The following is a 13,739-nucleotide window of genomic DNA, read 5'->3' on the forward strand; positions in this document are numbered from 1 at the left end:
GGCGCCGATGCGCCTCCATCGCCTTCGCGTCACCGCCTTCCAGGCCTTCGCCGGCAGCGAGCAGGTCGACTTCGACGCGCTCGGGTCGGCCGGCCTGTTCCTGCTCCACGGCGACACCGGCGCCGGCAAGACGACGCTGCTCGACGCGGTCTGCTTCGCGCTCTACGGCGAGGTGCCGGGCGCCCGCGCGCGCGACGCCCGCCTGCGCTCCGACCACGCCGCCCCCGACGTGCGGACCGAGGTCGAGCTGGAGGTGACGCTGCGCGGCCGCCGCTTCAGAATCGTCCGCCGTCCCAAGCAGGAGCGTCCGAAGGTCCGCGGCGAGGGCGTCACCGAGGAGGGCCACTCCTGCACCGTCCAGGAGCTGCGCGACGGCGAGTGGACGTCGATCGCGTCGCGCCCCGACGAGGCGAGAAGCGAGCTGGCCGAGCCGCTCGGGATGACGGTCGACCAGTTCTGCCAGGTCGTGCTGCTCCCGCAGGGCGAGTTCGCGTCGTTCCTGCGCGCCGGCAGCGACGAGCGCTGGAAGCTGCTGGAGCGGCTGTTCGGGACCGAGCGCTTCGCCGCCGTCGAGCGCTGGCTGGTCGACCGCGCGAAGGAGGCGCGGCGCGACCTCCACGAGCAGCTGCGCGACGCCCGCGACGTCGTCTCGCGCCTCTCGCAGGCGGCCGAGGAGGATCCGCCGGAGGGCTGGGAGGACCAGCCTGAGCGGGCGCGCGACTGGGCCGGCGGGCTCGGCATGACGGCGCAGGCGAACGCGGTCACGGCGCAGGAGGCGGCGACCACCGCACGCGCCGCGCGCGCCGCGGCGGAGGCGGCGCTCGCCGCTGGACTGGAGCTGTCCGAGCGACGCGAGCGCCACGCGAAGGCGACGGCCGAGCTGAGACAGTGGGAGGCGAGCCGGCACGTCCGCGACGAGGCCGCCGAGCAGCTCCGCATCGCCCGCCGCGCCGCGCCGGTCGCGCCGCTGCTCGCCGCCGCCGACGCCCGCGCCGCCGAGGCCGCCGACGCCGACACCGCTGCGACCGCCGCCTGGGAGGCGCTCGACGACGACGCCCGCGCCGCCGCGACGGCGGCTGCGGCGCCGGACGGCGATGCCGCGGCGGCGGGCCGCCGTTCGATCGCGCCGGACGCCGACGGCGCCGCCTCGCCGGACGGCGACGCCGGTGCCGCCGGAGAAGGTGCCGCGTCCGTGGCGGAGCAGCCTGCTTCCGAAGCGGACGCCGATCCGAGCGCTGCCGCCCCGCTCGCAGCCGCGACGCCGTCGGCCTCGCCTGCCGACGACGCGATCCTGACCCTGTTCGACCTCCCCCCGCTCGACGACGGCGCTGCCGGCGGGGGGAGCGGCGCCGATGCCGGGTTGGGTGCGCCGGCCGGCGGGACCGGTTCGACGGACGGGCCGGGTGCGCCCGGCGACGGCGCCGGCGATGGTGACCGGCCGGGTGCGCCGGCCGCGGAGACGGGTGCGGGCGACGCGCCGGGGGCGCCGGCCGACGGAGCCGGGGCGGATGACACGCCGGCCGCGTCGGAGGCGCCGGCCGCGGAGCCGCTGCGGGCGCATGCGGCGCAGCTGCGGACGCGAGCCGGGGCGCTCGGCGCGCTGGTCGCGGTGGAGGAGCGGCTGGTCGCCGACGAGGCGGCGCTGGCCCAGCTCGACGAGCAGGCCAAGGCCGCCGACACGCGCGCCGCGGCGGCCAGGCAGGCGATCGAGGAGGGCGAGCGCGAGCGGCTGCGGCTCGACGAGATGGTCCAGAGCGCCCGCCGCGCCGCCGACCGGATCGCGGCGCTCTCGCAGGAGGCGACGACCGCCAAGGCGAGAGCGAAGGCCGCCGCCGAGCGCGACCGGCTCGCGGCCGCCCAGGCCGCCCTCGACGACGCCGTCCGCGCGGCGGTCGACAGCGAGCAGGGGGCGCACGCGGCATGGCTGGAGCTGCGCGAGCGCCGCCTCGCCGGGATGGCCGCCGAGCTGGCGACCGGCCTCGTCCCGGGCGAGCCTTGCGCCGTCTGCGGCGCGACCGACCACCCCGCCCCGGCGCACCTCGACGGCGACCACCGGGATGCCGCCGCGCCCGTCCATGCGACGGCGGCGGGCGCCGCCGTCCGAGCGTCCGACGGCGACCACCAGGACGCCCCCGCGCCCGCCGACCCGACGGAGCCGGAAGGAGGTGCGTCCGCTGCGACCGCCGCCGGCCGAGCGGGCGAGCGGGCGCCGGCGGGCCGTCTCTCGCTCGCCGAGCAGGAGCGGGCGGCGCAGGCGGAGCACGCGGCGCGCGCGCAGGAGCGGGCGACGCGGGAGCGGGCGGCGGCCGACAACGCGACGGCGCTCGCCGCCGCCCGCGCCGTCGCCGGCGAGGATGCTGCCGACGCGCTGCGCGCCCACGCCGAGCTGCTCGCGCAGCGGATCGCCCACGCGCGCAAGGAGGCCGAGGGCCTCGCCGCCGCCGAGGCGGCCCTGACCGCCCTCGCCGCGACGAGCGCATCGCACGAGCAGCGCCGCCGCGAGGCCGAGCAGGCAGCCGCAGGCGCACGCGCGACCCGTGCCGAGCGCTCGGCCGCGCTCGACGCCGACCGCGCCCGCGTCGCGGAGGCGCGCGGAACGTTCCCAACGCTCGTCGCGCGGGTCGAGGCGCTGAACGCCGCCGCCGACGACGCCGAGCGGGCGGCCGCCGCGCTCGAACAGGCGGCGCGCACCGCGGCCGCCCGCGACGAGGCGGTCATCGCAGCCGAGCGGGCCGCCCGCGACGCCGGCTTCGCCGACGCCGAGGAGGCCCGCGCCGCCGTCCGCGAGGAGACGGCGCTCGCCGACCTCGAACGGCGGCTGCGCGACTTCGACGAGGGGATCGCGAGACGGACGGCGCTCGTGCACGACGAGACGCTGCGCGCCGCGGCCGCCGCCGATCCGCCCGACCTCGACGCGCTGCAAACCGCCGCCGAGCAGGCGGCGCGGCAGGACGAGGAGAGCCAGGGCCGCCACTCGGTCGAGCAGCGCCGCCTGTCCGCCGTCGGCACGCTCGCCGCGACGCTCGACGGGTCGTTGACGGCGCTCGCCCCGATCGCCGAGCGCTCCCGCCGCGCGAGCGAGCTGGCCGCGCTCGCCGACGGCTCCTCGGCCGCCAACCGCCTGCGGATGCGGCTCTCCGCCTACGTGCTCGCCGCGCGCCTGGAGGAGGTCGCGCAGGCGGCGACGGCCCGGCTCGACCGCATGTCGAACGGCCGCTACGCGCTCGTCCACTCCGACGACGGCGGCCGCGGCAGACGGCGCGGCGGCTTGGAGCTGCGGGTCGTCGACGGCTGGACCGGCCAGGAGCGGGCGCCCTCGACGCTCTCCGGCGGCGAGACCTTCATCGCCAGCCTCGCGCTCGCGCTCGGCCTCGCCGACGTCGTCGCTGCCGAGGCCGGCGGCAGCCGCCTCGAGACCCTCTTCATCGACGAGGGCTTCGGCTCGCTCGACGAGCGCACGCTCGACGAGGTGCTCGACGTGCTCGACACGCTGCGCGAGGGCGGCCGCGCCGTCGGCATCGTCTCGCACGTCGCCGAGCTGCGACAGCGCGTCCCGGCAAAGCTCCACGTCGTCAAGTCCCGCACCGGCTCCCGCGTCGAGCAGTCGAGCCCCGCCGCCGCCTCCTGACGGCGCGCCCTGCTGGCGGCGCCGGCCGAATCCGCACGTGCTGGACCGGGCGGCCCGGCGCTTCCGACCGCTCGCGGGCTCCGGTCAGCCCGCGAGCGCGCGCTCGGCGCGGTGCCCGGCACGCACGCCGCGGCGCCGAACCGCCGCGGCCGCGCCGGTGCCGAGCGCGAAGACGATCAGCGTTCCGCTGATCCCCGCGAGGCCGGTCGCGACGCCGCCGTCGCCGACGCCGGGGAAGACGTAGTCGGGCATCGGCGCCTCGCGCTGGATCGCGTCGAGGCGGCCCAGGTCGACGAAGCCGTGATCCTCGGCGACGCGCTCGAGGCCGTCCGGGTGCGCCGAGGCGTGCGGGGCGACGGCGAACGCCAGGCCGAGCGCGACGACGAGGCCGAGCGGAACGGCCCGCTCGCGCGCGACGGCGACGCCGGCCACCGCGGCGACGGTGATCGCCGCCTCGCCGAACCCGATCAGCGCATGCACCTCGAGCATCGACGACAGCACCGTGCCGAGCGACGCGGCACCCGACAGCGCCAGCTCGGCCGACGTCGCCGCGGCGGCCGCCATCACCGACAGCCACGCCGCCGCGCCCGCTGCCACCAGCGTCCGCCCCCGCAGCCCCGCGTCGCCGCCACCCGCGCCCGCACCCGCAGTACCTCGCACCGCCAACCACGCGACCGCGACTGCGATCACACCGATGTTGAGCACGTTCGCGCCGAGCACCGCGAGCCCGCCGTCGGCGAACAGCAGCGCCTGCACGGCGAGCACGGTCGTCAGCGAGAGAGAGGCGAGCCAGGGGCCGAGCAGCGCGACCGCGAGCGCGGCGCCGATCAGATGGCCGCTCGTGCCGTCCGCGACCGGGAAGTTGAGCATCTGCGCCGCGAAGACGAACGCGGTGGTGACGCCGAAGCGCGTGAGGCGTCGCTCGTCGAGCCGCCGACCGGCGCCGTCGCCGGCGCCCGCGGACGATGCCGCGCGCCGGGCGCTGACCGCGACGACGGCGAGCGAGACCGCCCCGGTCACCGCCGCGACTTCGCTGCTGAGGAACCCGTCAGGGATGTGCATGGCCGCTCCTGGAGTGATGTCTCTGTGGTCGTGGGCCTGCGCCGTGACGGTCGCGGGCGCGGCGAGCCGGGTGACCCCCGGCACCGGCCGCGTTCGCGAACGCGGCCGGTGCGCGAACCTACCGCAGCGGTCCGCGGCGCTCAACGCCGCCCGGCCCCGTAGGCTGGCGGCGTGCCTCGCGCGCCCGGGCGGAGATCGCCGCAGTGGTGGACCGGCGTCCTCTTCGCCGTCGGGTCGCTCTGCTTCCTGGTCGCGGCGCTCGCGTCGCTGTGGTCGTCAGCGCCGCGCTCGGCGATCGGGGTCACCTTCTTCGCCGGCTCGCTCTGCTTCACCGCCGCCGCGCTCCTCCAGCACGGCACCGCGATCCGCGACGCGCGCGGCCCGCTGCCCCCGCCCGCGACGCTGCGCCATCCCTCCCTCTGGCCGCACCGCCACGTCGACGTCCTCGCGACCTTCGTGCAGCTGGTCGGCACCGTCCTGTTCAACGTCAACACGCTGCTGGCGATGGAGGACCACCTGACCGCGCGGCAGGCCGACCTGCGCGTCTGGGCGCCCGACGCGATCGGCTCGGTCTGCTTCCTGATCGCCAGCCAGCTCGCCTTCTGCGGCACCTGCCGCGCCTGGTTCGCGGTCAGAGCGCACGAGCGCGACTGGTGGATCGCCGCCGTCAACCTGCTCGGCTCGATCGCCTTCGGCATCGCGGCGGTCGCCTCGCTGGTCCTCCCGAGCGGCGACGCCGTCAGCGCGACGCTCTCGAACGCGACCACGGCCGCCGGAGCCGCCTGCTTCCTCGTCGGCGCCCTGCTGCTGCTCCCCCACGAGCCGCGCTCCCAGGGCCAGAAGGTCCGCGTCCCGCGCGCCGAGCGCGCCTGAGCCGCGGCCGCCCGCAGCGAGCGGCCGGCCGCCGACGCGTGGCCGGGCGGCCGTCAACGACAAGACGATCCGGATCCGCATGACGGTCGACTTCACCCTTCCACCGCCCGACCGGCTGCTCGTCGCACCTCCTCGCGGCGAACAGATCGCAGTCCCGCTTCACATCCTCGCCGACGTGCCGCTCACCGGCGTCGATCTCGTCAGCGAGGACGGCTGCCCGCTGCCGTTGCTGACGACCGCGGAGGCGGCCGACCTGAGCATCAGCGGAATCGCCTCGATCCTCGCCGTGCTCGCGGTGCGCGCGAGAGTCGACCATCTGCTCGACGGCGAGGCGATCGCGCGGGAGGTCGGCGCGATCGTCGGGCGTGACAAGACGCGACGTGGGGAAGCGCTCGGGGCGGCTGACGACCCGAGCACGGCGTTCGGCGCGGCGCTCGCGTCGAGCACGCCGCTGCGCGCGCTGCTGCGGGACCTCTCGCACAGCACGCTGACGCTCGTGCCGTTGGCGTATGAGCCCGACCGACGACGGGTCGTGAAGATCGCGTGGGACTGGCCGTTCTATTGGCGCCGCCACGCTGACACGCGGCCGACGCCGTATCCGCTCACGCCCGAATCCGAGCGCGCACGACGCACCGGCGCCGTGCTCGCCTTCCTCGGTTGGAGCGACACGCCGTTGGCGATAGGCGATCTGCCCTTCGGGTGGGCGCGAAGCACGCATGTCGAGCTCGGCGCGCCCGCCGACGTCGAGCTCCACAGCGCCTGCCTGACGCTTTCGCAGCGTGACCCGGCGACCTGCGCGTGTACCGACGCGTGAAGCGCTGGCTCGACGATGGCACGCGATATGCCGTACCTGTGGCGACGACTGCCGAGGGCGCTACGCTTTCCGCCTGATGCTGTACCAACGGCCGGCCGACGACGTTGCACCTGCGCTCTCCACGCGGCGCTACTTCACGGTCGCACACGCTCCCGAGCCGAACGGGATCATGGGTTTCGCCGAGCTGAAGCAGCTCTTCCACGAGCAGCACGGCGGCGGCCCTGAAGCATCAGGCTCGACGCCCTCCGCCCCGTCTCAGCTCCACGGCAGCGCGCCGCGCTCGCGCCAGTAGGCCTCGGGCGCGCGCGCGAGCGGCTCGAACCGCTCCTCCAGCGCCGCGTCCCAGTCGACCTCCCGCGCCGCCAGGTTGCTGGCGAGCATCTCCGGCGTGACGGCGCCGCTCAGCACGACGTCGACCCACGGCTGCGCGGCGATCGCGGCGAGTGCGAGCGCGTCGGCGCCGGCGCCGCGCTCGGCGGCGGCGACGGCCAGCTCGTGCGGCGCGGCGTCGCCGGCGAGGCGGCCGTTGGCGACGCCCTCCTTGATCAGCACCGTCATGCCGGCCGCGTGTGCGCGCGCGAGCGCGGGCCCGGCCGAGCGCTCGTACAGGTTCCAGGTCGCCTGGACCGCGTCGAAGGCGCCCAGCTCGACGGCGCGGTCGATCGTCTCCCCCTGGCGCGGGCCGGTCGTCGACAGCCCGACGCGGACGCCGGAGGCGCGCAGCTCGGCGAGCTGGCCGAGCACCTCGGCGTCGTCGAGCACGCCGCTCTCGATCGTCGCCGAGTGGATCGCGTAGAGGTCGATGAAGCCGTCCAGCAGCGCCCGCGACTCGTCCAGCTGGCGCCGCAGCTGATCGGCCGTCAGCTCCTTGCGCTCGTGGACCTCGGCGTCGAGCCGCCAGTCGCCGACGTAGGCGTAGCCCCACTTGGAGGAGACGGTCAGGGCGCCCGGCTCCAGGCCGCGCGCTCTCAGCCAGCCGGCGAGGAACTCCTCGGCGCGGCCGTAGGAGCGTGCGGCGTCGACCCAGCGCAGCCCGGCCTCCCACGCCGCGTCGAGCAGCGTCTCGGCGTCGGCGCGCAGCCGCTCGACCGAGCGGTCCGCTCCGAGGTCGCGCGCACGTCCGAGGGTGATGTAGGCCGGGCGGCCGATCGCCGCCAGCCCGAGTGCGAACTGAGCCATGACTCCACAGTTGCATACCCTCGATCGGATGACCCCGCGCGCCTGGGCGGCCTTCGCCACGATGTCGGTCCTGTGGGGGATCCCGTACCTCTTCATCAAGATCGCGGTCGACGACGGGGTCCCGCCGGCGTTCGTCGCGTGGGCGCGGGTCGTGCTCGCCGCCGCGGTCCTGGTGCCGCTGGCGTGGCGGGCCGGCTCGCTGCCGTCGCTGCGCGGGCGCGGCCGCTGGCTGCTGCTGTACGCGATCGTCGAGATCTCGCTCCCCTTCCCGCCGATCGCCTTCGGCGAGACGCACGTCTCCTCCTCGACGACGGCGATCGCGATCGCGACCGTCCCGCTGATCGCCGCGCTGCTGGCGCTGCGCTTCGCCCCCGGCGAGCGGCTCGCAGGCCGCCGCCTCGCGGGCCTGCTGGTCGGCTTCGGCGGCGTCGCCGCGCTGGTCGGGATCGACGTCTCCGGCTCCGCCGACGAGCTGCTCGGGATCGCCGCGATCGTCGTCGCCGCGGCCGGCTACGCCTGCGGCGCGCTGATCATCGCGCACGGGCTGAGCGGCCTCGACAGCCGCGCCACGATGGGCGCGAGCCTCGCGATCGCGGCGCTCGTGCTGACCCCGGTCGCCGCGCTCGACCCGCCGACGGAGGTTCCGCCGACCGGCGCGCTCGCCGCGATCGCGGTGCTCGGCCTCGTCTGCACCGCGGCGGCGTTCGTCGCCTTCGCCGAGCTGGTCCGCGCGGCCGGCCCGACCCGCTCGACGATCGTCACCTACGTCAACCCCGTGGTCGCGCTCGCGCTCGGCGTCGCGCTGCTCGACGAGCGCCCCGGCGCCGGCGCCGTCGTCGGGCTGCTGCTGATCCTCGCCGGCTCGTGGCTGTCGACCGACGGCCGCCTCCCGCCCGCAGTCGAGCGCCGCCTCGCCGCCGCCTCCGGACGCTGAGCCCCTGCTCGGTACAGTCCACGCATGCCTCCCGCCTCCCCAACATCGACGGCACCGAGCGTCGAGTCGACGAAGAAGCTGCTGAACGTCGTGCTCGTCGTCGGCATCGCCGACCTCATCCTCTTCCTGGTCCTCATCTGGGTCGCCTTCATCGACCGCAGCGACAGCGCCGTCAGCGCGATCGGCCCGATCCACGGGATCGGCTTCGTCGTCCTCCTCGGCCTCACCGCCAAGGGCGCCGTCGACGGCCGCTGGGGCTGGTGGTTCCCCGGCATCACGCTGATCACGACCGGTCCTCCCGGATCGATCATCGGCGACCTGATCCTGCGCAAGCAGCTCGCCGAGCGCGAGGCGGCCGACAAGACCGCCGACGCCACCCTTGGCGGCTAGCGACCGCTAGCCCGCGGCACGCCCGGCGCAGCCCCGCGCCGGCCTCGCCGCCCGCCCGCGCCGGCCAGCCCCGGCCCGCGCGAGCGCCCCTCCCTACCCCTCCGCCGTCCGCCCCGCCAGCAGCGCGACGCCGCCGGTCAGCAGCGCCGTGATGCCAAGCGCGAGCGGCAGGCTGGTCGCGTCGGCGACGAAGCCGAGCAGCGGCGGCCCCGCGAGCAGGCCGAGGTAGCCCATCGTCGACGCCGCCGCGATCGCCGGGCCCGGCGGCATGTCGCGGATCCGGCCGGCGGCGCTGAACAGCAGCGGCACGCCGTTGCCGACGCCGAACCCGGCGAGCAGCAGCAGCGGCAGCGCGAGCGCTGGCAGGCCGAGCGCGACCATCGCCGCCAGCGAGAGCGCGGCCAGCGTCGAGCCGGCCCGCAGCAGCCGGCGGGCGCCGACCGCGCGGTTGACGCGGTCGCCGAGGGCGCGCGCGAGCGCCATCCCGCCCGCGAAGGCGCCGTATCCGAGCGCAGCGACCGTCGCCCCCGCCTCGAGGTCGCGGTCGAGGTAGAGCGCCGACCAGTCGGTCACCGCGCCCTCGGCCATGAACAGCGCGAAGACCATCCCGCCGATCAGCAGCGCGCCGCGCGAGGGCCGCACGAAGCGCGGACCCGCCTCGGCGTCGCCCGGCTCGCCGGAGGCGACCGACAGCTCACCGAGGTGCGGCCCGGCGGCGAGCCCGGTCGCGAGCAGCAGCGCCAGCACGACGGCGGCGGTCGCGCGCGGATCGGCGCCGAGCAGGTGGCCGAGCGCGACGGCGCCGGCCGCCGCCAGCCCGCCGACGCTCCAGCTGGCGTGCAGCGACGACATCACCGGCCGCGCCGCGAACCGCTCGACCGCGATCCCGTGGGCGTTCATCGAGACGTCGAGGATCCCGACCGCGATCCCCAGCACGAACAGCGCGGCCGCGAGCGTCCCGACCGACGGCGCCAGCAGCGGCGCGATCCCGGCGAGCGGCACGAGCACCGCGCCGAGCCGCGTCAGCTGCGCGCTCGGCCGCCGCTGCAGCTCGCGGCCGGTCAGCGGCATCGCCAGCAGCGAGCCGGCGGCCATCGCCAGCAGGCAGAAGCCGATCGTCGTCGTCGAGATGTCCAGCCGGTCGCGGACGTAGGGGACGTTCGCCGCCCACACGCCGATCACGGCGCCGCTGACGAGGAACATCGCCCCCGTCGCGACACGCGGACGTCGGAGGGCCATCGCCTCAGCGTGGCACAGAGCTCGCCGCTCCGGCCGGCGGCCGGCGCGGCGGCGTCACTTCACCGATCCGGCGAGCATCCCCTGCACGAAGTAGCGCTGGAAGGCGAGGAAGACGACCAGCGGGATCGCCAGCGACAGGAACGAGGCCGGCGCGATCAGGTCGATGTTCGAGCCGAACTGGCGCGTCTGGGAGAAGATCGCGACCGTCAGCGGCTGCGTGTCGCGGCCGAAGGTCAGCGCGACGATCAGGTCGTTCCACGTCCACAGGAACTGGAAGATCGCCAGCGAGGCGATCGCCGGCAGGCCCAGCGGCAGGATCAGGCGGACGAAGATGCGCGCCTCCGAGGCGCCGTCGATCCGCGCCGACTCGAGGATGTCTCTCGGGATCCCGGCGAAGAAGTTGCGCATCAGGAAGATCCCGAACGGCAGCCCGAAGGCGACGTGGAAGAGGACCAGCCCGAGCACCGTGTCGAACAGGCCGGTGTCGTTGTAGAGCGAGAAGATCGGGATCAGCGCGACCTGCAGCGGCACGACCAGCAGCCCGATCACGACGACGAACAGCCAGTCGCGGCCGGGGAAGTCGAGCCAGGCGAAGGCGTAGCCGGCCAGCGACGCGACGATCACGAGCAGGACCGTGTTGCCGACGGCGATCTGCACCGTCGTCCACAGCGCGTCCATGATGTCTCTGTTGTCGAACAGCGCGCTGTAGTTCTCGAAGGTCGCGATGCTCGGCTGGCCGACGACCTTCCACCAGCCGCTGGTCGTGATCTCGCTCGCCGGCAGCAGCGAGGTGAACAGCAGCCCGAGCGTCGGCACGAGCCACAGCACCGCGATCACGATCAGCAGGATGTTGAGCGGCCCGCGCGCGACCAGTCTGCCGATCCGCGCCGCGCGCGACTCCGGATGCGCCGCCCGCGCCCGCGGTCTCACCGCGACGGCGCCGCCCGCTGCCTCGCCCGAGGCCGACATCTACCCCTCCTCCCGCTTGAAGCGCCGGATGTTGAGCGCGAGCACCGGGATCACGAGCAGGAACAGGAAGACCGCGATCGCCGAGCCCAGCCCGAAGTCGTTGACGCCGCCGAAGGAGGTCCGCCACATCGCCAGCGCGATCACGTTCGCGTCGTCCTGGGAGGACTGCGGCGCGACCGACAGGATGATGTCGAACACCTTCAGGACGTTGATGATCATCGTGATGAAGACGACCGACAGGACCGGCGCCAGCATCGGCACCGTCACCCTTCGGAAGACCTGCCACTCGGTCGCCCCGTCGGTCCGCGCCGCCTCCAGCACCTCGCGCGAGATCGCAGACAGGCCCGCCGCGATGATCACCATCGCGAAGCCGGCCCAGACCCAGATGTAGGCGATCATCACCGCCGGGGTGATGAGCTTCTCGCCGAGCCACGACACCCCCTCGAACGGCGTCGTGAAGGTGCTCGACGCGATCGCGACTCTGAACTGGCCGGAGCCGACGTCGTCGAAGGCGAACGACCCGTCTGGCTCGCTGCTGGTCGTCGCGACGACCCCGCCGCCGTTGTCGCGCAGCTCCAGCGTCGCGCCGCCGATCCCCTGCTCGCCCGGCTCGACGACCCCCGGTCTGCCGCCGCCCGGCTTGAAGTCGCGCCAGACGGTGCCGGTGATCGCGCCGGCCTCCGCGCTCGGCTGCTGCGCGTCGGGCGCGTCTCTGGGAATCTCGTCGGGCGGGATCGCCGTCAGGCCGAGCACGGCGGTGTCGCCAGCTCTCAACGGCGTTCTGAGCACGAAGCCGCTCGAGATCGAGCCGGTCAGCTGCGGCGTGGAGGACTGCGCGGCGGTCACCGCCCCGCCGCCGCCGAAGGCGTCGTCGAAGACCTTGATGACGGCGTTGACCGTCCCCTGCGCCGGGTCCTTCTCGTCCATGATCCGCCAGATCACGCCAGCGGCGAACAGCGAGATCGCCATCGGCATGAAGACGGCCGTCTTGAACGCCGTCGACCAGCGGACCCGCTCGGTCAGCACCGCGAAGATCAGCCCGATCGCGGTCACCAGCGCCGGCACGACGGCGACCCAGATGACGTTGTTGCGGATCGCCGTCAGCAGCGTGTCGGTGGTGAAGATCTCCTGGTAGTTGTCGAACCAGACGAAGGTGCCGCCGTCACGGTCGAAGAAGCTGCGCCCGATCGTCCAGATCGTCGGGTAGATCACCCACACGACCAGGAAGATCAGCGCCGGGGCGAGGAACAGCAGCGGGACGAGGCGCGCCCTGCCGCGCCCCCCGCCCCGCCTGCGTGTGACGGTCGCCGCCTCCACGACCTACCGGTACGCTCTCGCGGCCGACGCCTCCAGCGCCTCCGCGGTCCCGTTTATGTCGGAGGGGTTGGCGAGGAAGTCCTGCAGGATCTTCCACTCGCCCTGGCCGGGCGTGCCGCCGAAGGCCGCCGGCGCCAGGTCGGACATGTCGAAGCGGAACGTTCTCGCCTCCGCGATCGCGGTCGCGACCGAGGCGGTGATCTCGTCCGGGTAGACGTCCTCGGAGACCGTTCTGTTCGGCGAGCTGAAGCCGCCGCGCTCGGCCCACGCGGTCGCGCCCTCGGTCGAGGCGAGGAACTCGACGAACGCTCTCACCGCGGGCGTGTCGCGGAAGGTCGCGATCGAGTCGCCGCCGCCGACGACGTAGTCCTCGGAGTCGCCGATCTCGGGGAAGCTGTAGACGTTGAAGCCGGTCTCCGGCTCCAGTCTGGTCGACTCCGCGACGACGCCGGGGACGAAGTCGCCCTCTATCACCTGGGCGCCTCTCGCCGGGTTCTGGAAGACGGCCTCGACGGAGGCCGGGAACTCGGTCTGCAGCGCGCCCTGCGTGCCGCCGACGATGTTCGCTCTGTCGGAGAGGACCTCCGACATCGTTCTGAGCGCCTCTCTGACCGACGGGTCGGTCCAGGGGATTCTGTGCTCGCTCAGCTGGTCGTACTTGTCCGGGCCGGCCTGGCGCAGGTAGATGTTCTCGAACAGGTCGGTGAGGGTCCACCCGTCCGCGCCCGCGATCGAGTACGCGGGGACGCCGGAGGCGCCGAGCGTTCTGGCGTTTCTGAGGAACTCGGCCCAGTCGTCGGGATCGTCGACGCCAGCGTTTCTGAACGCCTCGACGTTGTACCAGACGGTCGACTTGTTGGCCCCCTTGTAGACGAAGGAATACAGGCTCCCGTCGATCGTCCCGAGCTCCACGAAATCGGGCGCGTAGTTCTGCTCGATCGTGTCTCTCGCGTAGTCGATCGGTCTCAGCGCGCCCTGTCTCTGGAACTCTCTGATCAGCCCGGGCTGCGCGATCGTCGCGATGTCGGGCGGGTTGCCGCCCTGCACGGCCGTGCCGACGACCGTCGGCAGGTTGTCGCCGGCCGAGGTGTATCTGACGGTGACGTCCGGATACCGCTCGTTGAAGGCGTCGATGACGGCCTGGAACGATCTCTGCTCGTCGCCGGTCCAGATGCCGATCACCGAGACGCTGCCTCTGACGTCGGTCGCCTGTGTCTGCGCCGCCCCGCCACCGGCGGTGGTCGTGCCGCCGCCGTCGTCGTCGCCGCAGCCGGCCGCGACGACCCCGAGCGCCAGCACGAGCGCTCCTGCGAGCGCCACGCTCCTGTAGCGAA

Annotated in this window: 11 protein-coding genes; 5 read left to right on the forward strand and 6 right to left on the reverse strand. The window is 74.7% G+C overall.

Annotation, left to right across the window (positions count from 1 at the left end; all coding sequences use genetic code 11):
* Positions 1–7 precede the first annotated feature (7 nt).
* Positions 8–3,628 (forward strand): AAA family ATPase, encoded by a 3,621-nt coding sequence (locus tag BDZ31_RS22565; RefSeq protein ID WP_183345391.1) that lies wholly within the window; start codon positions 8–10, stop codon positions 3,626–3,628.
* An 84-nt stretch (positions 3,629–3,712) separates the two neighbouring features.
* Here the strand turns inward: BDZ31_RS22565 and BDZ31_RS22570 are convergent, their stop codons facing one another.
* A complete protein-coding gene (locus BDZ31_RS22570) occupies positions 3,713–4,690 on the reverse strand; it encodes an energy-coupling factor ABC transporter permease (RefSeq protein ID WP_183345393.1) in 978 nt (325 codons plus the stop codon).
* A gap of 171 nt (positions 4,691–4,861) precedes the next feature.
* On the opposite strand from BDZ31_RS22570, the gene BDZ31_RS26155 reads away from it, so the two are divergent.
* Both BDZ31_RS26155 and BDZ31_RS22580 read left to right on the forward strand, forming a co-directional pair.
* The gene (locus BDZ31_RS26155; protein ID WP_183345395.1) at positions 4,862–5,563 is read left to right on the forward strand and encodes a YrhK family protein; all 702 of its coding nucleotides are present in this window, start codon (positions 4,862–4,864) and stop codon (positions 5,561–5,563) included.
* A 79-nt stretch (positions 5,564–5,642) separates the two neighbouring features.
* Complete coding sequence (locus tag BDZ31_RS22580; RefSeq protein ID WP_183345397.1) at positions 5,643–6,377, forward strand: hypothetical protein; 735 nt, start codon at positions 5,643–5,645, stop codon at positions 6,375–6,377.
* A 255-nt stretch (positions 6,378–6,632) separates the two neighbouring features.
* On the opposite strand, the gene BDZ31_RS22585 is transcribed toward BDZ31_RS22580, so the two are convergent.
* The gene (locus BDZ31_RS22585; RefSeq protein WP_183345399.1) at positions 6,633–7,556 is read right to left on the reverse strand and encodes an aldo/keto reductase; all 924 of its coding nucleotides are present in this window, start codon (positions 7,554–7,556) and stop codon (positions 6,633–6,635) included.
* A gap of 28 nt (positions 7,557–7,584) precedes the next feature.
* Here BDZ31_RS22585 and BDZ31_RS22590 point away from each other — a divergent pair, with 28 nt between their 5' ends.
* Positions 7,585–8,490 (forward strand): DMT family transporter, encoded by a 906-nt coding sequence (locus BDZ31_RS22590; RefSeq protein WP_183345401.1) that lies wholly within the window; start codon positions 7,585–7,587, stop codon positions 8,488–8,490.
* A 24-nt stretch (positions 8,491–8,514) separates the two neighbouring features.
* Positions 8,515–8,880: a DUF3817 domain-containing protein gene (locus tag BDZ31_RS22595; protein ID WP_183345403.1), complete on the forward strand. Its 366-nt coding sequence runs from the start codon at positions 8,515–8,517 to the stop codon at positions 8,878–8,880.
* A 93-nt stretch (positions 8,881–8,973) separates the two neighbouring features.
* Here the strand turns inward: BDZ31_RS22595 and BDZ31_RS22600 are convergent, their stop codons facing one another.
* Genes BDZ31_RS22600 through BDZ31_RS22615 form a run of 4 tightly spaced genes read right to left on the reverse strand, consistent with a single transcriptional unit; the run spans position 8,974 to position 13,725 of the window.
* Positions 8,974–10,119 (reverse strand): MFS transporter, encoded by a 1,146-nt coding sequence (locus tag BDZ31_RS22600; RefSeq protein WP_183345405.1) that lies wholly within the window; start codon positions 10,117–10,119, stop codon positions 8,974–8,976.
* Positions 10,120–10,173: 54 nt separating this feature from the next.
* The gene (locus BDZ31_RS22605; RefSeq protein WP_183345407.1) at positions 10,174–11,088 is read right to left on the reverse strand and encodes a carbohydrate ABC transporter permease; all 915 of its coding nucleotides are present in this window, start codon (positions 11,086–11,088) and stop codon (positions 10,174–10,176) included.
* Entirely contained in the window at positions 11,089–12,405 is a 1,317-nt protein-coding gene (locus BDZ31_RS22610) for an ABC transporter permease subunit (RefSeq protein WP_183345409.1), read from the reverse strand. It abuts the gene before it with no gap.
* A 3-nt stretch (positions 12,406–12,408) separates the two neighbouring features.
* Positions 12,409–13,725, reverse strand: coding sequence for an extracellular solute-binding protein (locus tag BDZ31_RS22615; protein WP_183345411.1), 1,317 nt, complete (start codon positions 13,723–13,725; stop codon positions 12,409–12,411).
* Between the last annotated feature and the right edge of the window lie 14 nt (positions 13,726–13,739).

The organism is Conexibacter arvalis, assembly GCF_014199525.1.
GTDB classification, from domain to species: Bacteria; Actinomycetota; Thermoleophilia; order Solirubrobacterales; family Solirubrobacteraceae; genus Conexibacter; species Conexibacter arvalis.